General features: G+C 62.6%; 13 protein-coding genes. 9 read left to right on the top strand and 4 right to left on the bottom strand.

Features of this window, described 5'->3' with window-relative positions:
* Positions 1-39: 39 nt before the first annotated feature.
* Positions 40-1,374: a substrate-binding domain-containing protein gene (locus QRN10_RS10520; protein ID WP_285428359.1), complete on the bottom strand. Its 1,335-nt coding sequence runs from the start codon at positions 1,372-1,374 to the stop codon at positions 40-42.
* A gap of 103 nt (positions 1,375-1,477) precedes the next feature.
* A complete protein-coding gene (gene xthA, locus QRN10_RS10515) occupies positions 1,478-2,290 on the bottom strand; it encodes an exodeoxyribonuclease III (RefSeq protein WP_181080949.1) in 813 nt (270 codons plus the stop codon).
* Between the two features lie 169 nt (positions 2,291-2,459).
* Here xthA and QRN10_RS10510 point away from each other — a divergent pair, with 169 nt between their 5' ends.
* The 7 genes from QRN10_RS10510 to QRN10_RS10480 all read left to right on the top strand — a co-directional run bounded on the left by QRN10_RS10510 (position 2,460) and on the right by QRN10_RS10480 (position 13,575).
* Positions 2,460-3,110 (top strand): GNAT family N-acetyltransferase, encoded by a 651-nt coding sequence (locus QRN10_RS10510; RefSeq protein WP_181080948.1) that lies wholly within the window; start codon positions 2,460-2,462, stop codon positions 3,108-3,110.
* Between the two features lie 64 nt (positions 3,111-3,174).
* Positions 3,175-4,902 carry an autotransporter assembly complex protein TamA gene (locus QRN10_RS10505; RefSeq protein ID WP_253508305.1) on the top strand — a complete coding sequence of 576 codons (1,728 nt, stop codon included), beginning with the start codon at positions 3,175-3,177 and terminating at the stop codon, positions 4,900-4,902.
* The gene (locus tag QRN10_RS10500; protein ID WP_285428358.1) at positions 4,902-8,573 is read left to right on the top strand and encodes a translocation/assembly module TamB domain-containing protein; all 3,672 of its coding nucleotides are present in this window, start codon (positions 4,902-4,904) and stop codon (positions 8,571-8,573) included. Before QRN10_RS10505 ends, QRN10_RS10500 begins: the two co-directional genes overlap by 1 nt.
* Before the next feature lie 333 nt (positions 8,574-8,906).
* Positions 8,907-9,380, top strand: coding sequence for a MarR family winged helix-turn-helix transcriptional regulator (locus tag QRN10_RS10495; protein ID WP_181080945.1), 474 nt, complete (start codon positions 8,907-8,909; stop codon positions 9,378-9,380).
* On the top strand, positions 9,377-10,828 hold the full coding sequence (locus tag QRN10_RS10490; protein WP_285428357.1) for an efflux transporter outer membrane subunit: 1,452 nt from the start codon (positions 9,377-9,379) through the stop codon (positions 10,826-10,828). The genes QRN10_RS10495 and QRN10_RS10490 overlap by 4 nt, the downstream gene beginning before the upstream one ends.
* Before the next feature lie 15 nt (positions 10,829-10,843).
* The gene (locus QRN10_RS10485; protein ID WP_253508298.1) at positions 10,844-12,046 is read left to right on the top strand and encodes an HlyD family secretion protein; all 1,203 of its coding nucleotides are present in this window, start codon (positions 10,844-10,846) and stop codon (positions 12,044-12,046) included.
* Entirely contained in the window at positions 12,046-13,575 is a 1,530-nt protein-coding gene (locus QRN10_RS10480) for a DHA2 family efflux MFS transporter permease subunit (protein ID WP_285428356.1), read from the top strand. The genes QRN10_RS10485 and QRN10_RS10480 overlap by 1 nt, the downstream gene beginning before the upstream one ends.
* 94 nt (positions 13,576-13,669) lie before the next feature.
* On the opposite strand, the gene lpxH is transcribed toward QRN10_RS10480, so the two are convergent.
* Positions 13,670-14,419, bottom strand: coding sequence for a UDP-2,3-diacylglucosamine diphosphatase (gene lpxH / locus QRN10_RS10475; RefSeq protein ID WP_285428355.1), 750 nt, complete (start codon positions 14,417-14,419; stop codon positions 13,670-13,672).
* Entirely contained in the window at positions 14,416-14,919 is a 504-nt protein-coding gene (locus QRN10_RS10470; protein WP_181080941.1) for a peptidylprolyl isomerase, read from the bottom strand. Before QRN10_RS10470 ends, lpxH begins: the two co-directional genes overlap by 4 nt.
* Before the next feature lie 249 nt (positions 14,920-15,168).
* On the opposite strand from QRN10_RS10470, the gene QRN10_RS10465 reads away from it, so the two are divergent.
* Both QRN10_RS10465 and cysS read left to right on the top strand, forming a co-directional pair.
* A complete protein-coding gene (locus QRN10_RS10465; protein ID WP_285428354.1) occupies positions 15,169-16,869 on the top strand; it encodes a glutamine--tRNA ligase/YqeY domain fusion protein in 1,701 nt (566 codons plus the stop codon).
* A gap of 18 nt (positions 16,870-16,887) precedes the next feature.
* Positions 16,888-18,276, top strand: a complete 1,389-nt coding sequence (gene cysS, locus QRN10_RS10460) for a cysteine--tRNA ligase (RefSeq protein ID WP_285428353.1) — start codon at positions 16,888-16,890, stop codon at positions 18,274-18,276.
* Positions 18,277-18,304 lie beyond the last annotated feature (28 nt).

Raw genomic sequence — 18,304 nt, 5'->3', positions numbered from 1 at the left:
CCCCGATGAGGCCATTGCCAACTACACAACACCCAAGCCTCAATACACCCACACCTCCACCCGTCGGTTCTTGATCCGTCCCTCGTCCGCCGTATTCGCCGCCACCGGCATCTGCGCACCGAACCCTCGAATATCGCGCAGCACTACACCGTTGCGTACCAACTCCCGCCGCACCGCCATGGCACGCAGCTTGGACAGCAACGCTGCCCGTTGCGGGTCGCTCTTGGCATCGCCGAAGCCCACCAACGTCACCTGTTTATTCAGCTTGTCGTGACTCTTCAGGTACGCCACTACCCGTTGCAGGTCCTGGCGCGCCTTGTTGTCGAGGCTGGCGCTGCCTTCTTCGAAGCGAAAATTCACGCTCAGGCGTTGGGCATCGCGGGCAATCGCCTGGTAATCGTCGGGCATCGACGGGCGCGGTGTCACGGCCATGGCCTGCACCTGCTGCGCGATAAAGCCGTTGGCGGCCACGATCGCCTGGCCTTTGGCGCTCTGGGTAAAGTCCACCAGCGCCTCGGCCCATGGGTTGCGGTTCGATGGCGGCAGGTAAAAGAACAAACGACGCGACAGCGGGTAATCCTCGGTGGCGATCAGGCTGTTCAACGGCAGCATCGGTTGCGAGTCGCCGTCGACAATCGCCACCGCCTTGGCCTGACGCACGTAGGGCAGGCCGATAAAGCCAATGCCCTGGGGGTCGCGGCTGACCGCGTCGGACAACTGCTCGCTGGACTCGAAACGCTGGGCGCTCGCCACCAACGGTTTACCGCGCAGGCGCAGCACCAGCTCCTTGAAGGTGTCGTAGGTGCCTGACTGATCATCCCGCGCATACACATGAATCGGCCCGCCGACACCGCCCAACGCGTCCCAGGTGCTGACTTCGCCGTTGAAGATCTGCGCCAGTTGCCAGGTGTTCAAGGTGTTCAGCGGGTTGCGCGGGTTAAGGATAATGGCCAGGCCGTCGATGGCAATCACCTGCTCGGCCTCGGGGCTTTTCAGGTCGCCCACGGGTTCGAGGTCCACCAGTTCGCTGTCCTTGATGGGACGGGACGAGGCAGCCAGGTCGGCGCGGCCTGTTTTGAGAGCGGCGAAACCGGTGCTGGAACCATGGGCGGCGACCTCGATGGTCACCGTTTTACCCTGGCGCGTCTGGCCGACCACCCGCTGTTCATTGGTGCCGTCGCTGGGCTCGCTGTGGAGGCCTTGCAAACCCTGTTGGGTCATCAACCCCTTGACCAGCGCCGGGCCCAGCGCCGCGCCAATGGTGTTGGAACCCTGGATGCGCAAGGCCGGGCCCTGATCGGGAACGGGCAGGGGAGCGGCCATGGCGGTGAGGGAGGATACGCAACACAACAGGAACAGAACGCGCAGCATCATGCCGGCACCTTCTCAAGCCAAAGGGAGTGCCGCGAGATTAAGTCAGTCAGGTTGCATCAATATGACTGACAGGCCGCCCCATTTAACCGAGCCAGACTGCCGGTCAGCTCAATTCAAGCCAGATCGGCGCATGGTCCGACGGTTTTTCCAAACCGCGCAGGTCGTAATCCACGCCCGCATCCTTGACCCGTGGCACCAGGCCGGTAGAGGCCATGATCACGTCGATGCGCAGCCCGCGCTTGGGCTCATCTTCAAACCCACGGCTGCGGTAGTCGAACCAGCTGAAACGGTCGGTCACGTCCGGGTAAAGGTGCCGGAAACTGTCCACCAGGCCCCAGCTTTTAAGGCGCTCCATCCACTCGCGTTCTTCCGGCAGGAAGCTGCATTTGCCGGTCTTGAGCCAACGCTTGGCGTTGTCGGCGCCGATGCCGATGTCGCAGTCTTGCGGCGAGATATTCACGTCGCCCATCACCACCAGCGCCTGGTCGTTGCTGAACTGGCTTTCCAGCAACTGCTGCAGGTCTTCGTAGAAGCGCTGCTTGGCCGGAAACTTGGTGGGATGGTCGCGGCTTTCGCCTTGGGGGAAGTAGCCGTTCATGATCGTGACCGGGTGGCCGTTCTCATCGGCGAAGGTGCCCCAGATAAAGCGGCGCTGGGCGTCTTCTTCATCGCTGGCAAAGCCTTTGTGCACGCTCAATGCTTCCTGGCGCGAGAGCAGGGCCACGCCGTAGTGGCCTTTCTGGCCGTGGTAATACACGTGATAGCCCAGGGCTTGCACTTCAGCGAGAGGGAACTGGTCGTCGTGAACCTTGGTTTCCTGCAGGCCGATTACGTCCGGTTGATGTTTTTCAATCAGCGCCGCCAGCTGATGAGGGCGGGCCCGCAGCCCGTTGATATTGAAGGAGACGATTTTCATGCTCGGCGGTCCGGTTCTGGCAAAAGGGCGATGCTAGCCGACAAGTCAGACGGGGGCCAGCGTGGCGGTAGGACAGATGCACTGCTAATGTCTGGGAACGACTGGTGCCGTGTAGGTTCGTACCCATAAGAACGCCATCTTTTGAGTGGCGCCCAGAGAGATTGACTGTATGCCTGACACTTCGACTGCCATCGCCGACGTCCGCGTGCTCAACAGCGGCTATTCCCGCGAAGCCCGCTCCCTGTTGTACCAGGCTTACCGCCACGAACCGACGTTTGCCTACATCTTCGAGGCCGAACGTCCCGGCTATGAACAGCGGGTGCGCGCCACCGTGCGCGAGCTGGTCAAGCAGCATTTCTTTCAGAAACTTCCCGCCATCGGCCTGTTTGTCGATGACCGCCTGATCGGCATTGCACTGATCGCACCGCCGCAACGGCGCCTGGGCATCACCGAGAGCTGGGCCTGGCAATTGCGCATGTGGCTGAGTACTGGCGTGCGTGGCACGCGGCGTTACCTGGATTATCACCATGCCGTGCTGGCGTGCCTGCCTAGCGAATCGGTGCATGTGCTGCCATTGCTGGGGATTCATCCACAGTTCCAGGGCAAACATTACGGTGAGCAATTGTTGCAGGCGGTGCACAACTGGTGCGCCGAGGACCCGCATTCTTCGGGCGTGGTGCTCGACACGGGCAACTCGCGCTACCTGGAGTTCTATAAGCGCCAGGGCTATGAGGAAATCGGCGAGGTCGCTGTAGGACCTGTCCTTGAGCATATTTTTTTCCACCCCAGCCCGCAGGTCCTGCAGGCTGCCACGGCGTAATGCAGATTTTTTCAGAATCTTCCGAGTTCTACGTTCCTTGCCAGCTCGTGTAGCATCCGCGCCTATGAAGTTTCCAGGAAGATTCACCAGCAGCTTGATTCTGCTGTTCACAAGCTGCGGCGCACTGGCGCAAAGCGAATTGGACGTGCGCATCAAACCCGCCAACGACGCGCTGAAAGCCAACATCGAAGGCTATATCGGCGGCGTGGGCGATCGCGATGAAGAGGCGCTGCTGCGGTTCAGCCGTGGCGCCGAGGAGCAGGCGCGCAAGGCCGCCCAGGCGCTGGGCTACTACCAACCGCGCATCGACAGCGATGTGAAAGGCGGCAAGAACCCGCGCCTGATCCTTAATGTCGATCCCGGCGAACCGGTGCACCTGCGTGATGTGACGATTCGGGTCGATGGCCCGGCGGCCAGCCTCAAAGCGTTTCGCGTGCCCGCCGGTGACGATCTCAAGTCCGGCGCCGTGCTCAACCACGGCCATTACGAAGACGCCAAGCGCCTGATCCAGAACCAGGCCTCGCGCTACGGTTTTTTCAGCGGGCGCTTTACCCGGCAGAAACTTGCGGTGGACCCGCAGGCCGGCGTCGCCGATATCGAACTGGTCTACGACAGCGGCCCGCGCTACACCCTGGGGAAAGTCAGCTTTGCTGGCGATACGCCATTTGATGAGGACCTGCTGCACCGCATGGTGCCGTTCAAAAGCGGCGACCCCTACGACTCCGAACTTATCGCTGAGCTCAACCAGAACCTGCAGGCCAGTGGTTTTTTTGAAGGCGTGCGGGTGGACGCCGCACCCGCCGCCTCGACCCATGATGTGATCCCGGTCGCCGTGCAGCTGGATACACGTAAACCGCGCACCCTGGGCCTGGGCCTGGGTTACTCCACCGACGTCGGACCGCGCGGCAAAGCCAACTGGACGCGGCACTGGGTCAACCCCCAGGGCCATAGCTATGGCTGGGAAGCCGAACTGTCGGCACCGCGGCAGAACGTCGGCCTTTGGTACGACATTCCCATGGACCCGCCGCTCACCGACAAATTGCGCTTTGCCGGCGGCTATCAGAACGAAGAAATCGCCAACACCGACACCCTGAGTAAATTGCTTACCCTCGGGCCGGAGTGGCACAGCAAGTTGCCCAGCGGCTGGACACGGGTGATCTCGCTCAAGTGGCAACGCGAGGAATATCGCCTGGGCAACGACTCGGGCCTGAGCAACCTGCTGATGCCAGGCGTCAGCTATTCCTACCTGCGCAGCGACAATCGTATTGACCCGCACCACGGCTACCGCCTGCAATTCGACGCCAAGGTGGCCAAGGAGGGGTTGGGGTCGGACACCAACCTCCTGTATGGCACGGCCATGGTCAAAGGCTTGACCACCCTGTGGGACAACCACCGGTTTCTCGCCCGCGCCCAAGTGGGCGGCAGCGCCACCAATGGTTACCAGTCGGTGCCGCCGTCGTTGCGTTTCTTTGCCGGTGGAGACCAGAGCGTGCGCGGCTATGAGTACCAGACCCTGTCCCCCGAAAACGATCGGGGAGATCGCATCGGTGGGCGCTACATGGTGGCGCTGAGTGCCGAGTACCAATATTCCATCGCCGAAAAATGGCGGATCGCGACCTTCATCGACCAGGGCAACTCCTTTAATGATCTGGAGCTGCCCAGCCTGAAGACCGGCGTCGGCGTCGGTGTGCGCTGGGTCTCGCCGGTCGGTCCGATTCGCCTGGACCTGGCCCATGCCCTGGAAGACCCGGGCGGCATTCGATTGCACTTTTCCATGGGGCCTGAGTTGTGATGCGAGGTGTGAAAATAGCCGGGCTGGCCGTGATGGCCGTCCTCACCGTGGCAGTGCTGACCGGCTGGGCGATACTCGGCACCCAGGCCGGCAGCCGTTGGGCGTTGGCGCGTGTGCCGGGGTTGAGCGTGGAGAATTTCCACGGCCACCTGGGCGGCCAATGGCGCGCCGACCATCTGCTCTGGCAGCAGGACAGCAGCCGCGTCGAACTCCAGGCACCGACGTTAGCGTGGTCGCCGGCCTGTCTGCTGCGCATGACCTTGTGCATCGATCAACTGGATGTGGAGCAGGTCAGCCTGCAATTTCCCCCCAGTGGCGACGAGAGCAGCGGACCGATCCAACTGCCGGACTTGAAATTGCCGGTGGCCCTGCAGTTGGGCGACGTCCGTGTCGGTCGTCTGTTGTTCAACGGCAGCGAGGAACTCAAGGGCCTGCAACTGGCGGCGCACTGGACCGCGGCGGGGATGCAGATCGACGCCGTGCACCTGCGGCGCGACGACCTGGTGCTGGACCTGAGCGGCCTGTTGCAGCCCAGCGGCGATTGGCCGTTGACCGCCAGCGGCAATCTGAGCCTGCCTTACGCACCCGGCGGCGCGCCGTGGACGGTGGCGCTGAAGATCGACGGCGACCTGCTCAAGACCCTCAAACTCGACGCCGACAGCAGCGGCTACCTGCCGGCCAAACTCAGCGGCGAACTGCAACCGCTGGCGGAAAACCTGCCCGCCCAACTGCGCATCACCGCCGATGGCTTCAAGCCCAGTGCTGATTTGCCCGACACCCTGCAACTCAATCAACTGGACCTTACCGCCAAGGGCGACCTGAGCCGTGGCTACCAACTGCAAGGCAAGGCCGTGTTGCCGGCGGAAAAAGGCCCGGTGGACCTGCTGCTGCAAGGCAAGGTAGACGCCAAAGGCGCGCAGATCGCCGGCCTGGACGTGAATGCCGGCGACAAACAAAGCCTGAAACTCAGCGCCAACCTGGACTGGCAGCAAGGCTTCAGCGCCGATGCCAAAATCGCCTGGCTGGATTTCCCGTGGCATCGTCTGTACCCGCTGATCGACGAGCCCCAAGTGGCGTTGCGTACCTTCAACGGCGAGATTGCCTATAAAGACGGCAACTACCTCGGTAACCTCACGGCCAACCTCGATGGCCCGGCCGGCCCGTTCTCGGTGGTCACGCCGTTCAGCGGCGACCTTACGCAAGTGTTCCTGCCGGAGCTGAAACTGAGCGCCGGTCAGGGCAAGGCCGAAGGTCACCTGAACCTGCAATTCGCCGACGGCATTGCGTGGGACACCGCGTTGGACCTGTCGGCGCTGAACCCGGCGTACTGGGTGGCGGAGTTGCCCGGCACTCTGGCCGGACCGCTGCGCAGCAAGGGCGAATTCAAGAGCGAACAGCTCAAACTCAACGCCGACCTTGACCTCAAGGGCCGCCTGCGCGGGCAGACCGCCGTGCTGGCGGCCAAGGCCGACGGCGCCGGCGAGCAATGGACCCTCGCCAACCTCGACCTGCGCCTGGGCGACAACCGCATCCAGGGCAGCGGCAGCCTGCAGCAGCGCCTGGCCGGGCAGATCGATATCAAACTCACACGCCTGGCCCAGTTGTGGCCACAGCTGCGCGGTCAGATCAACGGCCGGCTCGACGTGGCCGGCACGCTCAAGGCGCCTCAGGGCAAGCTTGGGCTCAAGGGCCAGCAACTGGCGTTTGCCGACAACCGCCTGCAAACCCTCAGCCTCGACGCCACGCTGGATAACGCCCAACGCGCAAAGATCGACCTCAAGGGCAGCGGCCTCCAGAGCGGTGACACCCAGGTCGGCACGCTCACCGCCAGCGCCCAGGGCGATATCCGGCAGCAAAAGGTCCAGCTCGACCTGGCCGGCCCGTTGGTCAAACTGGCCTTGGCGCTGGACGGCAATCTTGACCAGGGCAACTGGCGCGGGCGCCTGGCCAGCGGCGATGTGCAGGCCGGCGGCCAGGACTGGCGGCTGCAGGCTCCGGCCAGGATCGAACGCCTGGCCGATGGCCGACTGACATTTGCGGCGCACTGCTGGGTCTCCGGTGCGTCGAGCCTGTGCGGCGAAGACCAGCGTCTGATGCCCGAACCGAAGTTGCGTTATCACCTCAAGCAGTTCCCCATCGACAGCCTGGCGGCGTTTTTGCCCAAGGATTTCGCCTGGCAAGGTCGCCTCAATGCCGACCTGCAACTGGACCTGCCCGCCAGCGGCCCCAAGGGCATCGTGTCGGTGGATGCCAGCGGTGGCACCCTGCGCGTCAAGGACAAGGCCCAGTGGTTGGACTTTCCCTATGAGACCCTCAAGCTGGAAACCACCCTCAACCCTCGGCGCATCGATACGCAGCTGAATTTCCGCGGCGGCCAGCTCGGCGAATTGCTGCTGCAGGCGCAGATCAACCCATTGCCGAAAAACAAGCCGATCACTGGCAATTTCAGCCTGATGGGGCTGGACCTGGCCGTGGCGCGGCCGTTCGTGCCGATGGTGGAAAAACTCAGCGGCAAGCTCAACGGCAACGGCCGCATCAGCGGCGGCCTGCTGGCGCCGCAGGTCAACGGCAGCGTTAACCTGGTGGGCGGCGAAGTGTCCGGGCCGGAACTGCCCATCAGTCTCGAAGGGCTGAATGTGCAGGCGTTGATTGCCGGTGAAAGTGTGCAACTGAGCGGCGGCTGGCGCAGCGGCAAAGCCGGGCAGGGCAGCCTCAAGGGGCAGGTCGATTGGGGCCAGGCCTTGACGATGGACCTGCAACTGCAGGGCACGCAACTGCCCGTCACGGTGGAACCCTACGCCGAGCTGGAAGTGGCGCCCGACCTGAAAATCAGCCTCAAGAACGACAGGTTGGCTGTTGCCGGCAAGGTGCGCATCCCACGTGGCGACATCACCGTGCGCGAATTGCCGCCGTCGACCGTCAAGGTGTCGGATGACACGGTGATCATCGGCAGCCAGACCGAAGAGGGCAAGCCACCGATGGCCATGGCCATGGATATCGACGTGGTGGTGGGTGAAGACCAGCTGAATTTTTCCGGTTTCGGCCTGACCGCCAAGGTCCAGGGTCAGGTGCACATCGGCGACAACCTCGACACCCGTGGCGAGCTGTGGCTCAACGACGGCCGCTACCGCGCCTATGGGCAGAAGCTTGACGTGCGCCGTGCGCGCCTGCTGTTCGCCGGGCCGCTGGACCAGCCGTACCTGGACATCGAAGCGATCCGCAAGACCGACGACGTGACCGCCGGTATTCGCCTGAGCGGCAGCGCCGAGCAGCCCACCACGCAAATCTTTTCGGAACCGGCGATGAGCCAGGAACAGGCGCTGTCCTACCTGGTGCTGGGGCGCCCGTTAAGCACTACCGGCGAAGACAACAACATGCTCGCCCAGGCTGCCCTGGGTCTGGGCCTGATGGGCAGCGCCGGGGTGACGTCGGACATCGCTAACAAGCTCGGCATTCGCGATTTCGACCTCGACACCCAGGGCAGCGGCAACAACACCGCTGTGGTCGCCAGCGGCAAAATCACCGAAAAACTCAGCCTGCGCTATGGGGTTGGGGTATTCGAGCCTGCCAACACCATCGCCTTGCGCTACCTGCTGAGCAAAAAGGTCTACCTGGAAGTGGCCAGTGGCGTGGCCAGCTCCTTGGACATCTTCTACAAGCGCGATTTCTAAACCCAACGGGGATAGAAATGTAGGAGGGAGCTTGCTGTGGTGAGCGGTTTTTTTGTGGTGAGCGGGCTTGCCCCGCGCTGGGCTGCGAAGCAGACCCAAACCCAGGCACGTCGGTGTATCAGCTAAACCACATCGCCTGGAATGGGGCCGCTTCGCGGCCCAGCGCGGGGCAAGCCCGCTCGCCACAGCAAGCCCCCTCCCACATTAAGTCTGTCTTTCACCCACCCATCGCCAAACTACCAAGCAAGCTAATTATTCCATTTGACTTTCGCTGCCTAGGCAGTAATATCTCGTCACACATTCACTGCCTAGGCAGTAATAAGGTGACTTCCAATGCCGCACTTCACCCCGGACAACTTCCACAACTGCCACCTCGGCCTGCTGCTGGGCCGCGCCGCGCTCCTCAAGGACCGCATCATCGACACCCATATGGAACCCCACGGCATCACCGCCGCACAGTTCAAGGTGTTGATCATCATGGCCCAGTTCGGCGTCGATACGCCGGCGGAGCTGTGTCGCAACCTGTCCCTGGACAGCGGCTCAATGACGCGCATGCTCGATCGGCTGGAGCAGAAGGGCTTGCTGTGCCGGCAGCGTTCCGAACAGGACCGGCGCCAGGTGCAACTGGTCCTCACCGCCGATGGCCAGCGCTTGGCGGACATGCTGCCGCACATCGGCGCCGCTGCGCTGAATCAACTGGCCGGTGTGCTCGAGCCGGGCGAGCTGGAAACCCTGGAACGCATCCTCAAGAAAATTCTGATAGCGGCAGGCGACCCCATCACCCTGCAGCGGGTAGGTAAAGCATGAACACACGCGCCCTTTGCCTGGTGCTCGTGGCCATGAGCATGGCCGGTTGCGCCAACTACAGCGGCCTCGACACCCAGGGCCGGCGCCTTGACGCCAACACCCTGCACACCGACAAGTCCCTGAGCGGGGTAACGCTCTCCAGCGCTGCCTGGCCGAGCGCCGACTGGTGGAAAAGCCTCGGCGACCCGCAGCTCGACGGCCTGATCAACGAAGCCCTGCAAAACAGCCCGGATATGCAGGTGGCCAGCGCCCGCGCGCACCAGGCTGAAGCCGCTGCCTACGCCGCCGACGCCGCGCGCATGCCCACCCTGGATGCCAGCGCCGGTGTGAGCCGTTCGCGCCTGGCCAAGGACCAGGACCCGCGCGGGCAGGGCGATGCCTACTCGACGGTGCGCAACATCGGCGCCAGCTTCAATTACACCTTCGACCTCTGGGGAGGCCAGCGCGCCGCCTGGGAGGCCGCATTGGGCCAGGCGCGTGCCGCCCAGGTCGATCAACAGGCTGCGCGCCTGACCCTGGCCGCCGATGTGGCCAAGGCCTACAGCGATCTGGGCCAGGCCCATATCGTGCGTGACCTGGCCGAGGAAGACCTCAAGCGCACCCGGCAAATGCTCGAACTGAGCCAGCGCCGCCTGGATTCGGGCATCGACAGCCACTACCAGTACCAGCAAACCGAAAGCCTGGCGGCGAGTTCCGAGTCGCAGTTGATCGATGCGCAGAAACAACTGCAGAGCGCCAGGATCGCCCTGGCAGTGTTGCTCGGTAAAGGCCCGGACCGTGGCGGCGAACTGGCACGCCCGGCCGTGCTCAAGCCTGCCGCCGTGGCGGTGCCTGCGGTGCTGCCCGCCGAGCTGTTGGGCCGGCGTCCCGACCTGATTGCCGCGCGCTGGCGCGTGGAGGCGGCGAGTCGCACCATCGATGCGAGCAAAACCCGCTTCTACCCCAACCTCAATCTCAGCGCGAGCGCCGGCGCCGAGTCGTTGCTGGGCGATGCGATGTTCGGCTCGGCCAGTCGCTTCTTCAATATTGCGCCGACGATCTCGTTGCCGATCTTCGACGGCGGCCGCCTGCGCGCCGACCTCGACGCCCGCGACGCCGACTACGACCTGGCCGTGGCGCAATACAACAAAACCCTGGTGCAAGCTCTGGGCGATATCGGCAACACCTTGTCCCAACTGCGCGACACCGGCCGGCAGATCCAGGCCCAGCAACACGCTACGGACATTGCGCAGCAGTCCTACGACACCGTGGTCCAGCGCTACGGCTCCGGCATCGGCAGCTACCTGGATGTACTCAGCATCGAGCAGCAGCTGCTGCAGGCCCAGCGTCAGCTGGCGAGCCTCAATGCCGGGCAGATCACCCTGTCGATCCAATTGATGCAGGCCCTGGGCGGCGGCTACGGCGCCAGCAATGTCGCGTCGACCACCCCCGCCACCCGCACGGAATAATTCGAGGTATTTGTCATGGCCACTGCCGAACACTCCAACGCCACACCGCAATCGAACACCACCAGCAATCCGCGCAAGCGCAAAGTCATGCTGATCGGCCTCGCGCTGATCGTCATCCTGGGCGTGGTCGGCGTGTGGGCCTGGTACGAACTGTACGGGCGCTTCAATGAAAGCACCGACGATGCCTACGTGAACGGCAACGTGGTGGAAATCACTCCGCTGGTCACCGGCACCGTGGTGAGCATCGGCGCCGATGATGGTGACCTGGTGCATGCCGGTCAGGTGCTGGTCAATTTCGACCCGAACGACGCCGCCGTCGGCCTGCAAAGTGCCCAGGCCAATCTGGCGCGCACCGTGCGCCAGGTGCGCGGCTTGTACAGCAACGTCGACGGCATGAAGGCTCAGGTCAATGCGCAGAAAGCCGACGTGCAGACTGCGCAGGACAACTACAACCGGCGTAAGACCCTGGCCCAGGGCGGTGCGATTTCCCAGGAAGAACTGTCCCACGCCCGCGACAGCCTGACCGCTGCTAAGAACGCCCTGACCAACCTTGAGCAGCAACTCAAAACCACCAACGCCCTGGTGGACGACACGGTCATCAGCTCGCACCCCGACGTGCAGGCCGCCGCCGCGCAACTGCGCCAGGCTTACCTGACCAACGCGCGCAGCACCTTGATCGCGCCGGTCACCGGTTACGTGGCCAAGCGCAGCGTGCAATTGGGCCAGCGCGTGCAACCAGGCACGGCGTTGATGGCGGTGATCCCACTGGACCAGCTGTGGATCGACGCCAACTTCAAGGAAACCCAACTGCGCGATATGCGCATCGGCCAGCCGGTGGACATTGAGTCGGACATCTACGGCAGCGACGTTAAATACAGCGGCACCGTCGACAGCCTCGGCGCCGGCACCGGCAGCGCATTCGCCTTGCTGCCGGCGCAGAACGCTACCGGTAACTGGATCAAGATCGTGCAGCGTGTGCCGGTGCGTATCCATATCAACGCCGAAGAGCTGGCCAAGCACCCGCTGCGCGTGGGCTTGAGCACCGTGGTCAACGTCGACCTGCATGACCAGAGCGGCCCGGTGCTGGCGCAACAACCGCCGCAGAAGGCGTCGTTCACCACCACGGTGTATGACCAGCAACTGGCCGAGGCCGATGCCATGATCACGCAATTGATCCATGCCAACAGCGTCGCCGCTCCCAAGGCTGCGCAACGCTGATGAGCAAGGAAGCCTCGTTCACGCCGCCCAGCCTGCTGATGGCCACCATTGGCCTGTCGCTGGCGACCTTTATGCAGGTGCTCGACACCACCATCGCCAACGTGGCGTTGCCGACTATCTCCGGCAACCTGGGCGTGAGTTCGGAGCAGGGCACCTGGGTGATCACCTCGTTTGCGGTGAGCAACGCGATTGCCTTGCCGCTCACCGGCTGGTTGAGCCGGCGCTTTGGCGAGGTGAAACTGTTCCTGTGGGCGACCATGCTGTTTGTATTGGCGTCGTTCCTCTGCGGGATTTCCACCTCGATGCCCGAATTGATCGGGTTTCGGGTGCTGCAAGGCCTGGTGGCGGGGCCGTTGTACCCGATGACCCAGACGCTGCTGATCGCGGTGTACCCGCCGGCCAAGCGCGGCATGGCCCTGGCGCTGCTGGCGATGGTCACGGTGGTGGCGCCGATTGCCGGGCCGATCCTCGGCGGTTGGATCACCGACAGTTACAGCTGGCCGTGGATCTTCTTTATCAACGTACCCATCGGCATCTTTGCGGTGATGGTGGTGCGCTCGCAATTGAAGAAACGTCCGGTGCACACCAGTTACCAACCCATGGACTACGTCGGGTTGCTCAGCTTGATCGTGGGGGTGGGTGCGTTGCAGATCATCCTCGACAAGGGCAATGACCTGGACTGGTTCGAATCGAATTTCATCATTATCGGCGCGGCGATCTCGGCGATTGCCCTGGCGGTGTTCGTGATCTGGGAAATGACCGACGAGCATCCGGTGGTCAACCTGCGGTTGTTTGCCTATCGTAACTTCCGCATCGGCACCATCGTGTTGATCCTCGGCTACGCCGGTTTCTTCGGCATCAACCTGATCCTGCCGCAGTGGTTGCAGACCCAGATGGGCTACACCGCCACGTGGGCCGGGCTGGCGGTGGCGCCGATCGGTATTCTACCGGTGCTGATGTCGCCGTTCGTGGGCAAGTACGCGCACAAGTTCGACCTGCGCCTGCTGGCGGGGCTGGCGTTCCTGGCAATTGGCTTGAGCTGCTTTATGCGCGCGGGCTTCACCAATGAAGTGGACTTTACCCATATCGCCCTGGTGCAACTGTTTATGGGGATCGGCGTGGCATTGTTCTTCATGCCGACCTTGAGCATCCTGATGTCCGATCTGCCCCCGCAGCAGATCGCCGACGGCGCCGGTCTTGCGACGTTTCTGCGGACCCTGGGCGGCAGCTTTGCTGCCTCGTTGACCACCTGGATCTGGATCCGCCGCGCCGATCAGCACCATGCGTACATGAGCGAAAACATGACCCTCTACGACTCGGCCACCCGCGATGCCTTGCAGGCGTTGGGCGGAGCAGGGCAGAAGGCCTATACGCAGCTGGACCACATCCTCACCAGCCAGGCGTACATGATGTCCACCGTGGACTACTTCACTTTGCTGGGCTGGATGTTCATGGCATTGATGCTGCTGGTGTGGCTGGCCAAGCCGCCGTTTGGTGCCAAGGCAGGGCCGGAAGCGTCCGGCCACTGATTGGCAAAGACTGAAATGCAATCAATTGTGGGAGGGAGTTTGCCGCCTCCCACGTTTTGATCTGTATTCACATTGGATCAGCGGGGTTTGAGGATCAGGCGCCAGGCAACGCCAGCTGCGGATTGACGAAGTCAAACGCCGCCAGTTGAAACCCTTGCTCATCCACCTGCAACGCCCAGCCCTGCTTGTCCCAATCCCCGAGCACAATGCGCCGCGCAGCCTGGTCGCCGATCTGCAGCTTGTGGATCGCCGGGCGGTGGGTGTGGCCGTGGACCAGCGTGTGCACGCCGAAGTGCTGCATCACCCGGGGTACTTCCTCGGGAGTGACATCGACAATGTCGTTGGCCTTCATGCGCATTTGCGCACGGCTTTCGCTGCGCAGCTTGCGCGCCAGCTTGTGGCGGCTGGCCAAGGGCAGGTGGCGCAGGATAAACAGCACAATTGGGTTACGCAGGATGCGCCGCAGCTTCATATAGCCGAGGTCGCGGGTGCACAGGCTGTCGCCGTGCATCAGCAGCACGGGCTCACCGTGCAGCTGCACCACGCTCGGGTCTTTAAGCAGGGTGGCGCCGGCGGCTTTGCAGAAGGCCTTGCCGAGCAGGAAATCGCGGTTGCCGTGCATGATGAAAATCGCGGTGCCGCTGTCGCTCAGTTCGCGCAAGTGCGCGCAGATCGAGCGTTGGAATTCGGTCATCCCATCGTCGCCAATCCAGGCTTCGAAGAAGTCCCCCAGAATGTACAACGCCTGGGCGCCACGGGCACGGCCGTGGAGCAGATCCAGAAACGCCCGGGTGATGTCCGGGCGCTCCTCTTCCAGATGCAAATCTGAAATCAGCAATATCACCCAACGATCTCGGCTTTCTCGACGATCACGTCTTCAGCAGGGACGTCCTGGTGGCCGGCCTTGGAGGTGGTGGACACGCCTTTGATCTTGTCGACAACGTCCTGGCCTTCGGTGACTTTACCGAATACCGCGTAGCCCCAGCCCTGCACGTTCTTGCCGCTGTGGTTGAGGAAGGTGTTGTCGGCCACGTTGATGAAGAACTGCGCGGAGGCCGAATGCGGCTCCATGGTACGGGCCATGGCGACGGTGTACTTGTCGTTGGAGAGGCCGTTGTCCGCTTCGTTCTGGATGCTTGGGCGCTTGTCTTTCTTTTCTTTCATGCCAGGCTCGAAACCGCCGCCTTGAATCATGAAGTTGCCGATGACACGGTGGAAAACCGTGTTTTCGTAGTGGCCGGCTTTAACGTATTCGATGAAGTTGGCGACGGTGATCGGCGCTTTCTCGGCGTTCAGCTCGATGACGATGTCACCGTGGTTGGTGGTCAGTTTGACTTGAGTCATGTGCACTACTCTTTTCAGGGAATTCGTGGGTTTGGGCGCGCAGAGCGCCTGACCTGTCTGGCTAAACGGCGGCCAAGGCGCGCAGTTTAGCGTGCCCGGCAGGAATTTCGAGGTGGTTTTTTACCGCCCGTGCATTAAATGCAGCAGTTTTGGGCCACGCTCTGTCAGCGGCTTGACCGCTTCGGCTATGATAAGCCCTTTGTTTTATCTGGCCGCAAACGGCCACGAACCTGTCTGTTCAAGGATCCTATGAGCAAGCCCACTGTCGACCCTACCTCGAATTCCAAGACCGGACCTGCCGTCCCGGTCAATTTCCTGCGCCCGATCATCCAGGCGGACCTGGATTCGGGCAAGCACACGCAGATCGTCACCCGTTTCCCGCCTGAGCCCAACGGCTACCTGCACATCGGTCACGCCAAGTCGATCTGCGTGAACTTCGGCCTGGCCCAGGAATTCGGCGGCGTCACCCACCTGCGTTTCGACGACACCAACCCGGCCAAGGAAGACCAGGAATACATCGACGCCATCGAAAGCGACGTGAAGTGGCTGGGTTTCGAATGGTCCGGTGAAGTGCGCTATGCCTCGCAGTACTTCGACCAGTTGCACGACTGGGCCGTGGAGTTGATCAAGGCCGGCAAGGCCTACGTCGACGACCTGAGCCCGGAACAGGCCAAGGAATACCGTGGCACGCTCACCGAACCGGGCAAGAACAGCCCGTTCCGCGACCGTTCGGTGCAAGAGAACCTCGACTGGTTCGCCCGCATGCGCGCCGGCGAGTTCCCGGACGGCGCCCGTGTGCTGCGCGCCAAGATCGACATGGCCTCGCCGAACATGAACCTGCGCGACCCGATCATGTACCGCATCCGCCACGCCCATCACCACCAGACCGGCGACAAGTGGTGCATCTACCCCAACTACGACTTCACCCACGGCCAGTCGGACGCCATCGAAGGCATCACCCACTCCATCTGCACCCTGGAGTTCGAAAGCCATCGCCCATTGTACGAATGGTTCCTGAGCAATCTGCCGGTGCCGGCTCAGCCGCGCCAGTACGAATTCAGCCGCCTGAACCTCAACTACACCATCACCAGCAAGCGCAAGCTCAAGCAACTGGTCGATGAAAAGCACGTACATGGCTGGGATGACCCGCGCATGTCCACGCTGTCGGGCTTCCGCCGCCGTGGCTATACCCCGGCGTCGATTCGCAATTTCTGCGAAATGGTCGGCACCAACCGTTCCGACGGCGTGGTGGACTACGGCATGCTCGAGTTCAGCATCCGCCAGGACCTCGACGCGAACGCGCCGCGCGCCATGTGCGTGCTGCGCCCGTTGAAAGTGGTGATCACCAACTATCCGCAAGACAAGGTCGACAATCTCGAATTGCCGCGTCATCCGCAGAACGAAGCGCTCGGCGTGCGCAAGCTGCCGTTCGCGCGGGAAATCTACATCGACCGTGACGATTTCATGGAAGAACCGCCAAAGGGCTACAAGCGCCTGGAGCCGAACGGCGAAGTGCGCCTGCGCGGCAGCTACGTAATCCGTGCCGACGAAGCGATCAAGGACGCCGATGGCAACATCGTCGAACTGCGTTGCTCCTACGACCCGGAAACCCTGGGCAAGAACCCTGAAGGCCGCAAGGTCAAGGGCGTAATCCACTGGGTGCCGGCCGCCGCCAGCGTCGAGTGCGAAGTGCGTCTGTACGACCGTCTGTTCCGCTCGCCGAATCCCGAGAAGGCCGAAGACAGCGCCAGTTTCCTCGACAACATCAACCCTGACTCCCTGCAAGTACTCACTGGTTGTCGTGCCGAGCCATCGCTTGGCGACGCACAGCCGGAAGACCGTTTCCAGTTCGAGCGCGAAGGCTACTTCTGCGCGGATATCAAGGACTCGAAACCTGGTGCTCCGGTATTCAACCGTACCGTGACCCTGCGTGATTCGTGGGGCCAGTGATTCTCTAAGGAAGCCGTTGTGCTAACGATCTACAACACACTCAGCAAGACCAAAGAAGTCTTCAAGCCGCTCGATGGCAACAAGGTGCGCATGTACGTGTGCGGCATGACCGTGTACGACTACTGCCACATCGGCCACGGCCGCAGCATGGTGGCCTTCGACCTGGTGACCCGCTGGCTGCGTTTCAGCGGCTATGACCTGACCTATGTGCGCAACATCACCGACATCGACGACAAGATCATCAACCGCGCCAACGAAAACGGCGAGTCGTTCGACGCGCTGACCGAGCGCATGATCGCCGCCATGCACGAGGACGAGGCGCGCCTCAACATCCTCAAGCCGGACATGGAGCCGCGTGCCACGGACCACATCCCCGGCATGCACGCCATGATCCAGACCCTGATCGACAAGGGTTACGCCTACGCTCCAGGCAATGGCGACGTGTACTACCGCGTCGCCAAGTTCATGGGCTACGGCAAGCTGTCGCGCAAGAAAATCGAAGACCTGCGCATCGGCGCGCGCATCGAAGTCGACGAAGCCAAGCAAGACCCGCTGGACTTCGTGCTGTGGAAAGCTACCAAACCCGGCGAGCCGAGCTGGGAGTCGCCGTGGGGCGCGGGCCGTCCAGGCTGGCACATCGAGTGCTCGGTGATGTCCACCTGCTGCCTGGGCGAGACCTTCGACATTCATGGCGGCGGCAGCGACCTGGAGTTCCCGCACCACGAAAACGAAATCGCCCAGAGCGAAGCCGCCACCGGCAAGACCTACGCCAATGCCTGGATGCACTGCGGCATGATCCGCATCAATGGCGAGAAGATGTCCAAGTCCTTGAACAACTTCTTCACCATCCGCGACGTGCTGGAAAAGTACCACCCGGAAGTGGTGCGTTACCTGCTGGTGTCCAGCCACTACCGCAGCGCCATCAACTACTCGGAAGACAACCTCAAGGATGCCAAGGGCGCCCTGGAGCGGTTCTACCACGCGTTGAAAGGCTTGCCATCCGTGGCGCCGGCCGGCGGCGAAGCGTTCGTGTCGCGGTTCACCGAAGTCATGAACGACGACTTCGGCACCCCGGAAGCCTGTGCGGTGCTGTTCGAAATGGTGCGCGAGATCAACCGCCTGCGCGAGAGCGATCTCGACGCAGCGGCGGGCCTGGCGGCGCGCTTGAAAGAGTTGGCCAGTGTGCTGGGCGTGTTGCAGATGGAGGCCGATGACTTCCTGCAGGCCGGCGCCGAAGGGCGTGTGGATGCGGCGCAAGTGGATGCGTTGATTCAGGCGCGTTTGACGGCTCGTACCAATAAAGACTGGGCGGAATCCGACCGTATCCGTGACCAACTGACCGCAATGGGCGTGGTGTTGGAAGACGGCAAGGGTGGGACGACGTGGCGGTTGGCTGATCAGGCCTGATTGGCAAACGCCGGATGAAAAACGCCCC

Source organism: Pseudomonas sp. lyk4-R2A-8 (assembly GCF_030209095.1).
GTDB classification, from domain to species: Bacteria; Pseudomonadota; Gammaproteobacteria; order Pseudomonadales; family Pseudomonadaceae; genus Aquipseudomonas; species Aquipseudomonas quebecensis.
The sequence above is the reverse complement of the archived record's forward strand: the minus strand, read 5'-3'. Positions and strand labels throughout refer to the sequence as shown.